Raw genomic sequence first — 14,537 nt, forward strand, 5'->3', positions numbered from 1 at the left:
TGAAATGGCTGACAAAATTAGTTTAAGTAAAAAGGATAGATTATCAGTAGCATGGCGTTCTACGTTCCTTCAAGGTTCATGGAACTACGAGCGTATGCAAAATGGTGGTTGGGTTTATGCAATGATTCCAGCTATCAAAAAATTATATACAAATAAAGATGACCAAGTAGCTGCGCTACAACGTCACTTAGAATTCTTTAATACGCACCCTTATGTTGCATCACCAATTATTGGTGTTACATTGGCATTAGAGGAAGACCGTGCAAATGGTGCTCCTGTTGATGATGTTGCAATTCAAGGGGTAAAAGTTGGTATGATGGGGCCACTTGCTGGAGTTGGAGATCCAGTGTTCTGGTTTACCCTTCGTCCAATGCTTGGAGCGTTAGGTGCTTCACTGGCAATGTCTGGAAATATTCTAGGACCAATTATTTTCTTTGCAGTATGGAATATTGTTCGTTGGGCATTCATGTGGTATACGCAAGAGTTTGGATATACTGCAGGTACAAAGATTACACAAGACCTTTCAGGAGGTTTACTACAAAAAGTAACACAAGGAGCTTCTATCCTGGGAATGTTTGTTCTAGGGGCTCTGGTACAACGATGGGTATCAATTAGTTTCCAACCAGTCGTATCAACAGTTACCTTAAGTGAAGGTGCTTACATTGACTGGAGCAGTCTGCCATCAGGAGTTGATGGTATTAGAGAAGCTCTTACACAGTTCTCTTCTGGACTGGCATTATCAGCAGATAAAGTTACAACTTTACAAGATAACTTGGATTCATTAATTCCAGGATTAGCTGCATTGTTGTTAACATTATTATGTATGTGGTTACTTAAGAAAAAAGTATCACCAATCGTGATTATCATTGGATTATTCATTGTTGGTATTGGTGGACACGTAATCGGTTTACTATAATTATCAAGCTCGGATTACTTCCGAGCTTATACCTAATTTTGAAAGGAGAACACAACTATGGTTCAATCAATTAATACAAAAGTAGATATGGTAGTAGATGCAACTTCTTATATAGGATTTACTAGCTATGGAAAAATCATGATTGGTGATAAAGGATTTGAATTCTATGATGATCGTGATGCAAATAACTATATTCAGATTCCATGGAAAGAAGTAGACTATGTAATTGCATCCGTTCTATTTAAAGGAAAGTGGATTCCACGTTATGCAATAAAGACAAAAGCAAATGGAACCTATACGTTTTCATCAAAGAAACCAAAGGTGATGTTGCGTGCAATCAACAAGTATGTTGATTCTGATCATATTGTACGTTCTTTAGGCTTCTTAGATGTAGTTAAAAGAGGTTTCAAAATGAAGTTCAAAAAGAAGTCAGTAGAAGCCTAGTTGAGTTTTTAGTTGAAAATCTCAACTAAAGGCATTGACAAATATGAAAGCGCTTGCTATTATAATGACATGGATTGTAACTCTTCGAGGCATTACCTGACAAAATAGTTTTTTGTTTGTGGTTGCAAGGGAGAGTTTTTTTATTATTAAAGGAGTAAGGAAGAAAATGTTTAATATTTTTAAGAAAAAAGAAAAAGAAATCGACGAAAAACTATATTCACCAGTGAGTGGTGAAATGATAAGCATTGAGGATGTTCCAGATAAAGTATTCAACTCAAAGATGATGGGTGATGGAGTTGGATTCAAGTACGAAGGTGCTGAAGTAGTTGCTCCTTGTGATGGAACGCTGACAATGATTGCAAACACAAAACATGCATTTGGAATTACAATGGAAAATGGTGCTGAAGTTCTAATTCACATTGGATTAGATACAGTTGAGTTTCAAGGAGAAGGATTCGAAATTCTTACACCGCAAGGTTCCAAAGTAAAGAAGGGAACTCCAATCATTCGAATTGACCATGATTTCATGAAAGAAAAAGGAGTAGATTTAACAACTCCTCTAGTAATAACAAATACAGCAAGTTATGATATTACACCTTTGAAAGAAATTGGTAAAGTAACGGTAGGAGATGCAATCTTTGAATTAAAGCAGAAGTAACGAAAGCGGGGAATCAGCTACATGGAAGTAATTAAAAAGATAAACAACAATGTTGCTGTCTGTATTGATGACAATGGTCGTGAATTAATTGCTTTTGGAAGAGGGATTGGGTTTGGCGAAATGCCATATGAGTTAGATGATTTAAATCTAATCGATCGAACGTATTATGGAGTAGATTCTCAATACTTTGGTTTACTGAATGAACTACCCGAGAATATATTTGATGTTACAATGAGAATTGTAGAATATGCAAGAAGTAAAATTACTTGTGAGTTGAGTCCTAATATATTATTTACATTAGCGGATCATATTAACTTTGCAATTGAACGATATAAAAAGAATATTATGATAAAGTCACCATTGTTTTACGATATTGAGAATTTGTATGAAACAGAAATAGATGTCGCAAGACAGGCAGTAAAACTTATACAAAGTGAACTGAAAGTTCATTTGCCAGAAGGTGAAGTTACCAGTATTGCACTGAATTTAATCAATGCGGAAGAACAGTGTTGTATTCCTGGTGGTGATTATGATAGTGATGAAGTAATTGATGATGTAACGAAGATTATTGAAAAGAAAACTGGTCGTGTAATCGATCGAAGAAGTTTTAACTTTTCAAGGTTTGCTACACATCTGCAATATTTATTAAAACGTAAGGAAACAAATCGACCTGTTTCAAGTGAAAATATGCGAATGTTTGAAACGATGAAAGATGGTTTTCCACAAACGTATGATTGTGTATTGGATATTCTCGATTATTTTCGAGAGAAGATTCAGTGGAATCCAAATGATGAAGAATTATTATACTTGATGTTACATATAAATCGTTTATGTACAAGAGAGGATTGTAACCAATAGTTTGGGCATTACCTCAGTACAGAAATACAGTTATCCTGTTTTTCTAGTGCTGGGGTTTTTATTTTGGCAAATACAATACAAACGCGCGAGTATTGTTTGCATATATAGGTAAAACAAGGAGAAAATATATGGCTAAGAAAGAAAGATATGATGTATTAGCAGATAAAGTTTTAGAGTATATAGGCGGTAAAGAAAACATTAGTTTCTTTACTCACTGTATAACAAGGTTGCGTTTTAATTTAAAAGATCAAAGTAAAGTTGACGTAGAAGCAATTGAAAAAGTCGATGGAGTCATTGGCACACAATGGCAAAGTGGACAACTGCAGATTATTATTGGTCAGGCAGTTGGTGATGCTTATGCATTGATTTGTGAGAAAGCTGGTTTAGATGAACAAGAATCAGTAAATGAAAATTTAGATGGAGAAAAAACAAAATTTAGTATTGGCAAAATATTTGATGCAATCTCAGGATGTGTTACGCCATTAATTCCACTTCTAATTGGAGCAGGAATGGTGAAAGTAATCGTACTTCTAGGTGAAATGAGTGGACTTATTGAAGTAGGTACCAGTACACATACTGTTCTAACTTTTGTAGGAGATTCAGGATTCTATTTTCTGCCAGTTTTTATAGGTGCAACAGCTGCACGTAAATTTGGTGCAAATATGGGACTTGGAATGCTTGTTGGAGCAATGTTAATTCATCCAACATTTATTGAAAATGTAACTGCAGGGGAAAGTCTGTCGTTATTTGGATTACCAATTCACTCAGCATCTTACAGTAGCACAATCTTCCCGACGATTATGGCAGTATTTGTAATGGCGTATGTGGAGAAATTCTTTGCTAAGATATCACCTGATGCAGTACGTTCAATTACTGAACCATTACTTACTCTAGTTGTGATGGTTCCATTAACATTATGTCTGATTGCACCAATTGGATCAGTATTAGGTGTATACTTCTCAGATGCAATTGTTTGGTTATTTGAAACAACCGGATTCCTTGGGGTTGCAGTACTATCAGCAGTATTCCCATTTGTGGTTATGACAGGAATGCATACAGCATTCACTCCTTATATGTTACAGACACTTGCAACTCTTGGATATGAACCAATTATTTGTTTAGCCAATGTAATAAGTAACTTTAATCAAGGTGCAGCTTGTGCAGCAGTAGCAATTCGTTCAAAAGATGTTCAACTGAAATCAACAGCTGCATCCTGCGCGATAACAGCAATTGTTGGAGGAGTAACAGAACCAGCAATGTATGGTGTTAATCTAAAATTAAAGAAACCAATGTATGGGGCAATGATCGGAAGTTTCTTCGGAGCTGGATTTGCTGGAATAATGGGAGTATATGCTTATGCTTTCCCAGGTAGTGGTGGAATATTTGCACTTCCTGTATTTGTTAGTTCAAATGGAATGACTTTGATCTGGATGATCGTAGGTAGTTTAATTGGTGTTGTTGTGACATTCATTGCGACATTAGTTTTATATAAAGATGAAGAAAAAATAGCTTAATATATAGAAAGGAGATGCTATTATGAGTTTTTCAAAAGATTTTTTATGGGGTGGTGCTACGGCAGCCAACCAATGTGAAGGTGCTTACTTAGATGATGGAAAAGGATTGAATACTGCAGATGTAATGACTGCAGGAGATGCAAAGACAGAACGCCAAATAACAGATGGAGTTATTGAAGGTAAGAATTATCCAAGTCATGTTGCAATTGACCATTATCATTATTTTAAAGAAGATATTGCTTTGTTTGCAGAAATGGGGTTTAAGACATACCGTATGTCAATTTCATGGGGAAGAATTTTCCCTAATGGCGATGATGCAGAACCAAATGAAGCAGGTTTAAAACATTATGACGAAGTGTTTGATGAATGTTTAAAATATGGTATTGAACCATTAGTAACATTAAGTCATTATGAAACACCATTAAATTTATTAAAATATGGAACTTGGACAAATCGTAAAGTTGTAGATTTCTTTGTGAAGTATTGTGAAACAGTATTTAACCGTTACAATGGAAAAGTAAAATATTGGCTTACATTCAATGAAATCAACAGTATGTCAATGTCGCCATGGATGGCTGGAGGGGTTAGTCTTGATGCAGATGAACAAACAAGAATGACAGCAGCTTACCACCAGTTTATCGCAAGTGCAAAAGCAGTTAAAATGGCACATGAACTCAATCCAGAAATGAAAGTTGGAATGATGTATGGTGGATTGTTCTCGTATGCAAATACATGTGACCCTAAAGATGTAATGGCAAACGATAAGTTTATGAAGGAAATGTTGTTCTATCCTGATGTACAATGTCGTGGATATTATCCTGCATACAAACTAAAAGAGTTTGAGCGCAAAGGTATAACATTACCTAAACTAGATGGTGATGATGAGATCTTATTAGAAGGAAAAGTAGATTTCTTATCATATAGTTACTATTTCTCAATGGTTTGTGGTCAAGAAACAAAGGGCTTCTCAGTTGACTGTGGAAGCATGAATACTGGATATTCTAATCCATACTTACCAACAACTGATTGGGGATGGACGATTGATCCAATGGGATTACGTTACTCATTAAATTTATTCTATGATCGTTACCAACTTCCATTGATGATTGTTGAAAATGGACTAGGCGCATATGATAAGGTGGAAGATGATGGAAGTATTCATGATCCATACCGTATTGATTACTTGAGAGAACATATTGCTGAAATGAAAAAAGCAGTAGAGATTGATGGAGTTGAATTACTTGGATATACACCTTGGGGTTGTATAGATATTGTAAGTGCAGGAACTGGAGAAATGAAGAAACGTTATGGATTTATCTATGTTGATGTAGATGATGAAGGTAATGGAACATTTAATCGTTCTCGTAAAGATTCTTTCTACTGGTATAAAAAAGTTATTGAAACGAATGGTGAAAATTTAGACTAGAAGACAAGCGAAAGCTTGTTTTCTTTTAGCTTAACTTTTGTTTAATATTTATAATTTTGTTATATTATAAATAGGAGATTGATACTATGGAAGATATTATGCTAATAGTTTTTATAGTAGTTGCAATAATTGCATTACTAATTGCTTTTTGGAATGCTCGCTATCGTTTGCCAAAATCGGCATTTGAACCACATGTATATATTGATGAAGAAGAACCAAGAATTGAGTTCTTTAATTTTCATGAGTCTAGAAATTCAGAGATGAAAAAATTCTATAAAGAATACTATGTAGGACTTGTTATTGCATATAATGACAGAAATTTTGTAGTTACTAAAATTGATAAAGTTTTAAACTCAAATGCAAAAAGTCCAAAACGAAATATGAAGATGGTAGTATATTTGAAGGAAAAAGAATTGGCTGATTAGAGCCAATTCTTTTCATAATAGATTTCTTTTTTTATTTTGTCTTCTTGTTCATCGCCTTGTAGTGTTTTGATAATTAATAATGCAAAATCAATAACTGCAGCAACACTTCGGCCAGTAATTAATTTACCATCAATTGCTGTATACGTATCCAGATAAGTACCACCAAAACTTTCATTCATGCTAGTAAAACAAGTATAAATCTTGTTCTCTAGATATCCCATTCTTCCTAAAATGGTAGGAGCAGCACAAATTGCAGCCACATATTTATCTTTTCTAAAGAAGTGATGAATGATTTCTTTCACATCTTCATTTTCTTCTAGTGTACGGTAGTGTGGTCCACCAGGTAAGAATAAACAATCATAATTATTAAAATCCAAATCTTGGATATTTTTTAATTCAGTAATCTTTGTTTCATATTTTCCAGTCGCATCATACCCATTTAATGAATAAACATCCACAGTTAAACCAGAACGACGTAATAATGCGACTGTTCCAATTGCTTCAACCTCTTCAAATCCATCGCTGACAATGCATAAAATTTTCATAGGCTACCTCCTCGTTTTTCTTATTATATCACGAATGAAATTCTGATTTAAATCATACACTTATATTTCCTTGGAAATAGGAAAACTAATAAATCAAAGTCAATAAGATTATGATATAATTGATAAGGAATGTTCCCGTGGCGCAATTGGATAGCGTATTTGATTCCGATTCAAAAGGTTGCAGGTTCGAGTCCTGTCGGGAACGCCAATCACGCCTCCGTAGTTAAATGGATATAACAAGCCCCTCCTAAGGGCTAATTGTGAGTTCGATTCTCGCCGGGGGTACCATTAAAAAATAAGCTGAAAACCTTTAATATTAAGGGATTCAGCTTTTTGTTATCATATTACTATTTTCGGTTATCATGAAATTGATTTACGTACACTAACTTCTTTAGAAATTAATTTATCTATATGTTCCGCATTCTCATTTGTCAGTTGAAAGAGCATTCCATCATTACGACATTTTTTATGTGTGTCACCATTTAAGGCATAAACAAATCCTCGAACACAAACAGGACTACAAGCATTAGGATCCATCAGTCTTATACAATCACGAGATTCTATCATTTTCGTTTGCATATTGGTAGGCAGGGAAGTAATTATATCCCTGTCTTTACAAGCATTATCTCCATAAATGCGTGCTAAAATACCAGCTTTACGAAATACCCAATTCATAACTGATTTCTTCTTCAGTTGGTATGTAACAGTATATCCACTTTTTGCTTTCTTGATTACAAGGTCACAGCCTTGTTCAATAAGTTTTTGATTAAGTTTTTCAACAAATACTTGGTGCTCTGGTGCAACTGTTGAAAGAAACTCATTGAATGAATTCATTTCTTTTGCCATAGTACTCCCTTCTTAAAGTTTATTTTATTAATATAATTATAGTATAGAAGTTTTAAGGTTACTATACAAGTTGTTATTTTTTATGGATATTATATAAAAAACACTACTTAAATCTAACAAGATTACAGTAATGCTAATATATGTCGTTCTTTTAAAAAAGAATTTTTAATTATTATTTGGAAGAGTTTGCATAAGTGCAAAGAAGTATTCAGCTTTACCAGTATTGAAATAATTATACCAAGCATCCAATGTATCTGGTTGAAAAACACCTAAGTGCTCAATAATTTGTTTTGATAGTAATAATCCTCCAGTTGAACTAGCAGTAATAAGGTTATTGTCGGCTACAGATGGTTCATCTATGTATAGACTTTGTCCTTTATAAGTAGGAGATACCATGTCAAGAAATCCTACTCCATTACTAGTGTGTGAACGATTATCTAACAAACCATGATTTGCAAGTGCAGCAGTGGCACCACAAATTGCACCTACCATTCCACCAGTTGAAAGAAGCTCACTTGCTTTTTCAATAATAGCAGCATGTTTTGGATCATTCCATGTATCTGCACCTGGCAGTAATAATACACTTGACTCATTCACAATAATATCATCAATTGTACAGTCTGGTGTGATTGTCATTCCTCCCATAGTAGTAATTGATTCTTTAGAATAACTAACTATCTTTAATTCCACAACTGGCGCATCCTTCTTAAAAAAACGACCTGTATTTAATTCTGAAGTAACATGTCCCAGTTCCCAATCAGCTAAAGTATCTAGAACGTAAACGTAAATTGTAAACATATAATTTCCTCCTGTTTATAGTCACAGTATATCATGCAATTGTTGACACCATTATGTCAGCAATATATAATTTAATAAAAGAAATTTTGAAAGGTGAATATTCGATGAGAGTTGATAGAATGATTAGCATTATAATGACGTTACTTGATAAGAAACGTATAAGTGCGCAACAACTAGCAGATATGTATGAAGTTTCCTTACGTACCATCTATCGTGATATTGATGCGATTGATCTTGCAGGTATTCCAATTCGTTCAACGCCAGGAGTGGGTGGTGGATTTGAAATCATGCCAAAATATAAGGTTGATAAGAATGTCTTTTCAACTGCTGATCTTTCAACTATTTTAATGGGACTTTCAGGAGTTTCTAGTATGATGCAGGGGGATGAAATGAAACATGCACTAGCAAAGGTGAAGAGTTTTATTCCTGAAGATAGTGCAAAAGATATCGAACTTAAAGTAAATCAGATACATATTGATTTAAATTCATGGATGGGTAATAAAAGTATCCAACAATATTTGGAAATTATTAAAGTAGCGCTAGAAGAGAAAAAGCTTCTTTCATTTGAATATGCGAATCAACATGGAATTATGACTACACGAACGATTGAACCATATCAACTTGTATTAAAAAGTAATCATTGGTATTGTCATGGATATTGCTTAAAAAGAAAAGATTTTCGTTTGTTTCGATTATCACGTATGTCAAATTTAAAAATGAAAAAGAAAGTTTTTATAGCACGTGCGTATCAAAAACCTCAACTAGATTTTACGGGTACCTTAGAAACGATGCAGACTAAGATTAAAATACGTATTCATAAATCGATTATGGATCGAGTACTTGATTATTGTCCTTATGAAGATTTTACCTTGGATGGTGAGCATTATATCGTTAATTTTCCTTTTATAGAAAATGATTATTACTTTGATATTCTTTTAGGGTTTGGAACTAAATGTGAATGTCTAGAACCATTACATATTCGTAATGAAATGAAGCAAAAAATTAATAGTATGGCTACCATATATGAAAGTTAAATAGCTGGAAAATATTGCTGGGTTCTTATGAGAACTCAGTTTTCTTTTTGTGTAATTAATAAAAAGTTTATTTCATATTGTGCAGAAAGAGGAAAGAACGTATAGTTATAGTAGATAAACTAAATGGAGGTGTAATGAATGGAAGTAAAAAAGCATGTATTTATGAAAGATATGACATGGCCAGAATTAGAAGAACGATTTAAGAATACTGATATTGCATTAATCCCTGCAGGTCAAACTGAGCAGCATGGGAAGCATTTACCAATTGATGTAGATAATATCATTTGTACTGGAATAGCTGAACGTGTGGCTCTTGCAACCTATGATACGGCAAAACCAGTAGTAGCACCAACGATCCCTTTTGGATATGCAGATATTCCATATTTTCGTGATTTCCCAGGAACATTTTCTCTGCGTGCTGAGACATTAGTTGATGTATATTATGATGTTTGTATGTCACTAATTCGTCAAGGAGTAAAGAAGATAATTTTTATTAATGGGCATTATCCAAATCCACCATTCATTGATGAAGCAGTACGTAGAGCAATCAAAGCAACAGGAGCTTTCTTTGCCGTATGTAATTTCTTTGTTGTACCAGGTGAGGAAGTGAATGCGATATTTGAAGAAATGGGAAGAGAACCAGTCTGGGGTCATGCGTGTTTAATAGAAACATCTGTTTCCCAAGTATTTGGTGCTGAAGTAAGACATGATTTGGTAGAAGGTAATATCCCTGGACCATTTGTCGCTGAACTGAAAGACTTTGTACCAATTGCACCTGCTGGAATCAGTATTCAGTCTTATGAGTATGAACCTACTGCAAAAGGTCAGTGGAATGTTCCTAATGCACCAGGACCTCAAGGTGATCCAAGCGGATATAGTGATGAAATTGGTGAACGTGTAATAAAAGCAACAGTTGATCCAATTGCTAAATTAATCAATGATATTAAAGAGATGAAAGTAGAAATAAAAAAAGAATTTTTTGATCCAGATTTAAGAAAATTCTAATTATAAAAAGCTTACAGAATGATTTGTTATTCTGTAAGCTTTTTGCTAGTATCTATATAAAATTGATTCTAAGGTTAATCGAGATTAGATCCATTAGATTCAATCACTTGTTTATACCAATAGAAACTTTTTTTCTTGTATCGATTGAATGAACCAACACCATAGTCATCTGCATCAACATAAATAAAGCCATAGCGTTTCGACATCTCTGATGTAGACATACTGATAATGTCAATTGGACCCCACACAGTATATCCAATTAAATCTACACCATTATTTACTGCTGCTCTCATTTCTCTAATATGACTTCGTAAATAATCGACTCTTTGAATATCTTCAATACTATTGTTTTCATTTAAGGATTCTTTTAAGCCAATACCATTTTCGGCAACAAGAAGAGGTAACTGATATCTATCATATAACTTTTCTAAAGTTATTCGCAATCCTACAGGATCTATTTGCCATCCCCATTCATTGCTTTGTAAATAATTATTCTTAACCCCACTTACTAAGTTTCCAGTTGTTAATTCAGTATTTTCATCAATTTCATATTTTGATAATACTGTCATATAGTAACTGAAAGAAACATAATCTATGGTATTATTTCTTAATAATTCATCATCAGTATCCTCGTAGTTAATATGAATATTATTTTCTTTGAAAAAAGCATTCATATAACTAGGATAATATCCTCTAGCCAATACATCTGTAAAGAAAAGATTTTTTTGATCATCTATAACGGATTGCAAAACATCAAGTGGATTACAGGTAGCTGGATAACCTTCTCGGCGCGCTAACATTCCTCCCATTTTCGCTGTTGGCGAAATTTTTTTCATAACTTTTTTTGCTATTGCACTAGCTAAAAATAAGTGGTGAATAACTTGGTATAAATCATTTTCTTTATTTTTAATAAAGTCTTTTGGCACAGCACCTCCAACATAAAAACTATGTTGAATAACATTAATTTCATTAAATGCCATCCAATATTCGACATAATCTTTGAATTCATAAATAACAGTTTCACAATATCTTTCAAAGAACACAAGCAGTTCTCTATTGATCCATCCCCCATACTTAATTGCAAGATGAACTGGTGTTTCGTAATGAGAAAGGGTTACGATGGGTTTTATTTTATTTTTTTTAAGTGTCTTAAAAATATTTCTGTAAAACTCAAGACCTTCTTTATTAGGTTCTGTCTCATCACCTTTGGGATAAATACGAGACCATGATACAGATAATCTTAATGTTTTAAATCCCATTTCTGCTAGCAATGCAATATCTTCCTCATATCTTTCATAAAAATGATTTCCCCATCTTTTAGGATAATATCCATCTTTATCGTTAAGTCTATCTTCTATTTCGGCAATTGTTAATTCATCAAATGCTTCATATGTTGAATAGTTTTGGTTTTGATTATATGGTGCAGTGTCAGCAATTGAAGCACCACGACCTCCTTGATTCCAAAAACCTTCTGATTGATTGGCTGCAATAGCACCACCCCATAAAAAATCTTTAGGGAAAATTGTTTTTTTTGACATATAATTTACCTCCCTACTGTCAGTTCTCATGATAGTGGATGTCTATCATTTAATCAATGAATTTTGGGTCATGGTGCAAATGTTGTAACCTGAATGAAAAAGGGTGCAAATATTGTCACTCTGATATTATGGAATAAAGGTATGATATACACATAAAGAGATCGCTCTTTATGTTGAAATGTGTAAGTTAAAAAATAGAAAACAAATTTAAAAGGGGGTTTATACTATGAATTTTGAACTTATATCAAAGGAATTATTAGATATCATCGATAGTAGAAATATTGATAATATTACTCACTGTGCTACTAGGCTGAGAGTTAATGTGAAAAATATTAACGAGATTGATACAACTAGAATTGAAAAAGTAGAAGGAGTTTTAGGAATTGTGAAACAAGGGAATACTTTACAGATTATTTTCGGGCCAAATGTTCAACAAGTGTATGATTCATTTACATTATTATATGGAGCAGATAACCCAGAAATAAAAACATCAGATAGAAACAATAATTCTAAAAGTAAAGAGAATTTATTTTCAAGAGCATTAAGTTTCTTAGCAGCAGCTTTTCTACCAACAATGCCAATTGTTGTAGCAACTGGTTTAATTTCTGCAATTTTAAATATTTTAGTCTTAACAATCGGTTTATCAACGGAGTCACCTACTTACACATTAATCAATGCGATTGCAAGTACAGGTTTTTATTTCCTACCATTATATGTAGGGTATGGATGTGCTAAACAACTGAATATTAATCCAATATACGGAATTTTCTTAGGCGCAGTATTGTTGAATCAAAGTATTAATGGTGTAGAAAACTTAAATCTATTTGGGTTACCAGTTGTAGCTACTACGTATTCTTATACAGCACTACCAGTTTTATTAGGTGTAATTATAATGGCTCAAACACATAAATTTATTTATAACAAAATACCAAGTTATCTTAAAGATGTATTGATACCATTAATCGTTATAGCTGTTGGAACACTTGCAACTTTATTGATTGTTGGTCCATTAGGAGTTATTTTAGGGGATTGGATGACAGATGGATTTGTATTTATTCATGATAAAATAGGGTGGCTTGCTCTTGGGCTTGTTGGTGCCTTATTTGGCTTTACAGTTCTTACAGGAACAAACAAAGCATTGGTTCCAATAATGGTTACATCATTAGCAACACAAGGATATGATACATTTCTAATTCCAGCAATGTTAGGGACAAATATTGCAATTGCTACAGCAACATTAGCGGTTGCTTATCTTGAAAAAGATCCAATTAAAAAAGGAACACAGCTGTCTGCAGGGGTTACTGGACTTATGGGAATTTCTGAACCATCTTTATTTGGTGTATTAATTAATGATAGAAAAGCCTTGTATGGTTCTATGATTGGAGGAGCAGTTGGGGGTATTTTGGCTGGTATTACAAATTTAGCACAGAATTCAATTGTCTCTGGTATTCCAGGATTACCAACAATGGTAATTTCAATACCACCATACAGTGGTCTAACAAATATGTACTGGGGAATTGCAGTAATTGTAGTTTCAGGGGCTGTAGGATTCTTAGCAACAATTTTCTTGAAGAAAAGAGGGCAATCGTAATTATATAAAAAAGAAACTGCCATATAAAATTGTGGCAGTTTTCCTTTGGTTATTCCTCTTTGCTATCTTTTTCCCCTCTATATAGAGTGGCATATTCATAGTAGAGGAAATCAAAAAATAGATTTGTTGCATATTTTCTGTTTACAACTTCCTTTTTTATTGTTTCATTAGAAATTTGGTCTGTATAGTTATATAAAATATCATCAGTCAAACGTATGATATCAGTGAATACAGGATGATTATATTGAGTATTTAGAGTTACTAAATAAATAGGGCAGTTAATAGTCTCTAACTCAGCCACAATGGTATTGGCTAACACAGCACTTGATGAGGCAACGATTACAATATCATTATGCTTAATATCAATTTCTTTGCTTTTCTCAAAGTTAATAACAATATCCCAAAAGGAATTAAACTGTAGAAATTGCATTTGCATATCTTCTACCATTCTTGTAGTTGATGTGGATGTTAACCAATATATATTATTAGAATGATACATCATATTTGCTAAGTTTTTAATTCTATCAAGAATATGCGATTTGTTGTTTTTAAAGAATGACTGAATTTCACTGATTTGGTGAATATGTTCATCAACATAATTTTCTCTGTCTAATTCTTTTTCAAACATACTAATATCATAAGGAACAGTGAATTCGTTTTTGAAATCTAAAAAACTTTCGTGATCCAGTTTTAAAAAGAATCTTCTAACCGTTGCTCTTGATACATGACATTCTTCAGATACATCATAAATATTAATATTTTTAATGTTGTTAAATCTTTGTAAAAAATATTTAGATAATATTTTCTCAGTTGAGTGTAGAGGGGATTCGTTATATAAGCGCAACAACAATAAAAAAGTACCATATCTTTCTACAGACATAAATCTATCCTTTCTTGAATGCTTTATCATCTATTGTTAAACATTCTATTTCTTTCATC

At 33.2% G+C, this 14,537-nt stretch carries 15 protein-coding genes and 2 tRNA genes; 12 read left to right on the forward strand and 5 right to left on the reverse strand.

Going from position 1 to position 14,537, the window contains the following annotated elements; genetic code table 11:
* The first annotated feature begins 4 nt into the window (after window positions 1–4).
* From J2S15_RS10675 to J2S15_RS10705, 7 genes are all read left to right on the forward strand, one after another.
* Complete coding sequence (locus J2S15_RS10675) at window positions 5–916, forward strand: PTS system mannose/fructose/sorbose family transporter subunit IID (RefSeq protein WP_307408113.1); 912 nt, start codon at window positions 5–7, stop codon at window positions 914–916.
* 57 nt (window positions 917–973) lie between these two features.
* Window positions 974–1,360 carry a DUF956 family protein gene (locus J2S15_RS10680; RefSeq protein ID WP_307408116.1) on the forward strand — a complete coding sequence of 129 codons (387 nt, stop codon included), beginning with the start codon at window positions 974–976 and terminating at the stop codon, window positions 1,358–1,360.
* 166 nt (window positions 1,361–1,526) lie between these two features.
* Entirely contained in the window at window positions 1,527–2,018 is a 492-nt protein-coding gene (locus tag J2S15_RS10685; RefSeq protein ID WP_307408118.1) for a PTS sugar transporter subunit IIA, read from the forward strand.
* A 21-nt stretch (window positions 2,019–2,039) separates the two neighbouring features.
* Window positions 2,040–2,876 (forward strand): PRD domain-containing protein, encoded by an 837-nt coding sequence (locus J2S15_RS10690; RefSeq protein ID WP_307408119.1) that lies wholly within the window; start codon window positions 2,040–2,042, stop codon window positions 2,874–2,876.
* 128 nt (window positions 2,877–3,004) lie between these two features.
* Window positions 3,005–4,390, forward strand: a complete 1,386-nt coding sequence (locus J2S15_RS10695; protein ID WP_307408121.1) for a PTS transporter subunit EIIC — start codon at window positions 3,005–3,007, stop codon at window positions 4,388–4,390.
* Window positions 4,391–4,412: 22 nt separating this feature from the next.
* Entirely contained in the window at window positions 4,413–5,816 is a 1,404-nt protein-coding gene (locus J2S15_RS10700) for a 6-phospho-beta-glucosidase (protein WP_307408123.1), read from the forward strand.
* An 86-nt stretch (window positions 5,817–5,902) separates the two neighbouring features.
* Window positions 5,903–6,241, forward strand: coding sequence for a hypothetical protein (locus tag J2S15_RS10705; RefSeq protein ID WP_307408124.1), 339 nt, complete (start codon window positions 5,903–5,905; stop codon window positions 6,239–6,241).
* On the opposite strand, the gene J2S15_RS10710 is transcribed toward J2S15_RS10705, so the two are convergent.
* On the reverse strand, window positions 6,238–6,786 hold the full coding sequence (locus J2S15_RS10710) for a DJ-1/PfpI family protein (protein ID WP_307408126.1): 549 nt from the start codon (window positions 6,784–6,786) through the stop codon (window positions 6,238–6,240). The genes J2S15_RS10705 and J2S15_RS10710 overlap by 4 nt on opposite strands.
* 131 nt (window positions 6,787–6,917) lie before the next feature.
* Between J2S15_RS10710 and J2S15_RS10715 the strand changes: the two genes are divergently transcribed.
* Both J2S15_RS10715 and J2S15_RS10720 read left to right on the forward strand, forming a co-directional pair.
* Window positions 6,918–6,994: transfer RNA gene (locus J2S15_RS10715), tRNA-Arg, on the forward strand.
* Between the two features lie 5 nt (window positions 6,995–6,999).
* Window positions 7,000–7,074 (forward strand) — tRNA-Arg (locus J2S15_RS10720).
* Between the two features lie 72 nt (window positions 7,075–7,146).
* Here J2S15_RS10720 and J2S15_RS10725 read toward each other — a convergent pair.
* Together J2S15_RS10725 and J2S15_RS10730 are read right to left on the reverse strand one after the other, a co-directional pair.
* Window positions 7,147–7,632, reverse strand: a complete 486-nt coding sequence (locus J2S15_RS10725) for a hypothetical protein (RefSeq protein ID WP_307408128.1) — start codon at window positions 7,630–7,632, stop codon at window positions 7,147–7,149.
* Window positions 7,633–7,797: 165 nt separating this feature from the next.
* Window positions 7,798–8,430, reverse strand: coding sequence for a DJ-1/PfpI family protein (locus tag J2S15_RS10730; RefSeq protein ID WP_307408130.1), 633 nt, complete (start codon window positions 8,428–8,430; stop codon window positions 7,798–7,800).
* 104 nt (window positions 8,431–8,534) lie between these two features.
* Here J2S15_RS10730 and J2S15_RS10735 point away from each other — a divergent pair, with 104 nt between their 5' ends.
* Both J2S15_RS10735 and J2S15_RS10740 read left to right on the forward strand, forming a co-directional pair.
* Window positions 8,535–9,464, forward strand: a complete 930-nt coding sequence (locus tag J2S15_RS10735; protein ID WP_307408132.1) for a helix-turn-helix transcriptional regulator — start codon at window positions 8,535–8,537, stop codon at window positions 9,462–9,464.
* A gap of 138 nt (window positions 9,465–9,602) precedes the next feature.
* Window positions 9,603–10,469 (forward strand): creatininase family protein, encoded by an 867-nt coding sequence (locus J2S15_RS10740; RefSeq protein ID WP_307408134.1) that lies wholly within the window; start codon window positions 9,603–9,605, stop codon window positions 10,467–10,469.
* 74 nt (window positions 10,470–10,543) lie between these two features.
* Here the strand turns inward: J2S15_RS10740 and J2S15_RS10745 are convergent, their stop codons facing one another.
* Entirely contained in the window at window positions 10,544–12,007 is a 1,464-nt protein-coding gene (locus J2S15_RS10745; RefSeq protein ID WP_307408137.1) for a glycoside hydrolase family 1 protein, read from the reverse strand.
* 226 nt (window positions 12,008–12,233) lie between these two features.
* Here J2S15_RS10745 and J2S15_RS10750 point away from each other — a divergent pair, with 226 nt between their 5' ends.
* Complete coding sequence (locus J2S15_RS10750; RefSeq protein ID WP_307408139.1) at window positions 12,234–13,598, forward strand: PTS transporter subunit EIIC; 1,365 nt, start codon at window positions 12,234–12,236, stop codon at window positions 13,596–13,598.
* A 49-nt stretch (window positions 13,599–13,647) separates the two neighbouring features.
* Here J2S15_RS10750 and J2S15_RS10755 read toward each other — a convergent pair whose 3' ends face one another.
* Window positions 13,648–14,478 carry a MurR/RpiR family transcriptional regulator gene (locus J2S15_RS10755; RefSeq protein WP_307408141.1) on the reverse strand — a complete coding sequence of 277 codons (831 nt, stop codon included), beginning with the start codon at window positions 14,476–14,478 and terminating at the stop codon, window positions 13,648–13,650.
* Between the last annotated feature and the right edge of the window lie 59 nt (window positions 14,479–14,537).

Origin of the sequence: Breznakia pachnodae, assembly GCF_030814225.1 — a bacterium.
Taxonomy (GTDB): Bacteria; Bacillota_I; Bacilli_A; order Erysipelotrichales; family Erysipelotrichaceae; genus Breznakia; species Breznakia pachnodae.

Excerpts from the sequence above, each read along its gene's own strand:
- J2S15_RS10675 (WP_307408113.1), top strand. The coding sequence starts at position 5 with ATGGCTGACAAAATTAGTTTAAGTAAAAAGGATAGATTATCAGTAGCA.
- J2S15_RS10680 (WP_307408116.1), top strand. The coding sequence starts at position 974 with ATGGTTCAATCAATTAATACAAAAGTAGATATGGTAGTAGATGCAACT.
- J2S15_RS10685 (WP_307408118.1), top strand. The coding sequence starts at position 1,527 with ATGTTTAATATTTTTAAGAAAAAAGAAAAAGAAATCGACGAAAAACTA.
- J2S15_RS10690 (WP_307408119.1), top strand. The coding sequence starts at position 2,040 with ATGGAAGTAATTAAAAAGATAAACAACAATGTTGCTGTCTGTATTGAT.
- J2S15_RS10695 (WP_307408121.1), top strand. The coding sequence starts at position 3,005 with ATGGCTAAGAAAGAAAGATATGATGTATTAGCAGATAAAGTTTTAGAG.
- J2S15_RS10700 (WP_307408123.1), top strand. The coding sequence starts at position 4,413 with ATGAGTTTTTCAAAAGATTTTTTATGGGGTGGTGCTACGGCAGCCAAC.
- J2S15_RS10705 (WP_307408124.1), top strand. The coding sequence starts at position 5,903 with ATGGAAGATATTATGCTAATAGTTTTTATAGTAGTTGCAATAATTGCA.
- J2S15_RS10710 (WP_307408126.1), bottom strand. The coding sequence starts at position 6,786 with ATGAAAATTTTATGCATTGTCAGCGATGGATTTGAAGAGGTTGAAGCA.
- J2S15_RS10725 (WP_307408128.1), bottom strand. The coding sequence starts at position 7,632 with ATGGCAAAAGAAATGAATTCATTCAATGAGTTTCTTTCAACAGTTGCA.
- J2S15_RS10730 (WP_307408130.1), bottom strand. The coding sequence starts at position 8,430 with ATGTTTACAATTTACGTTTACGTTCTAGATACTTTAGCTGATTGGGAA.
- J2S15_RS10735 (WP_307408132.1), top strand. The coding sequence starts at position 8,535 with ATGAGAGTTGATAGAATGATTAGCATTATAATGACGTTACTTGATAAG.
- J2S15_RS10740 (WP_307408134.1), top strand. The coding sequence starts at position 9,603 with ATGGAAGTAAAAAAGCATGTATTTATGAAAGATATGACATGGCCAGAA.
- J2S15_RS10745 (WP_307408137.1), bottom strand. The coding sequence starts at position 12,007 with ATGTCAAAAAAAACAATTTTCCCTAAAGATTTTTTATGGGGTGGTGCT.
- J2S15_RS10750 (WP_307408139.1), top strand. The coding sequence starts at position 12,234 with ATGAATTTTGAACTTATATCAAAGGAATTATTAGATATCATCGATAGT.
- J2S15_RS10755 (WP_307408141.1), bottom strand. The coding sequence starts at position 14,478 with ATGTCTGTAGAAAGATATGGTACTTTTTTATTGTTGTTGCGCTTATAT.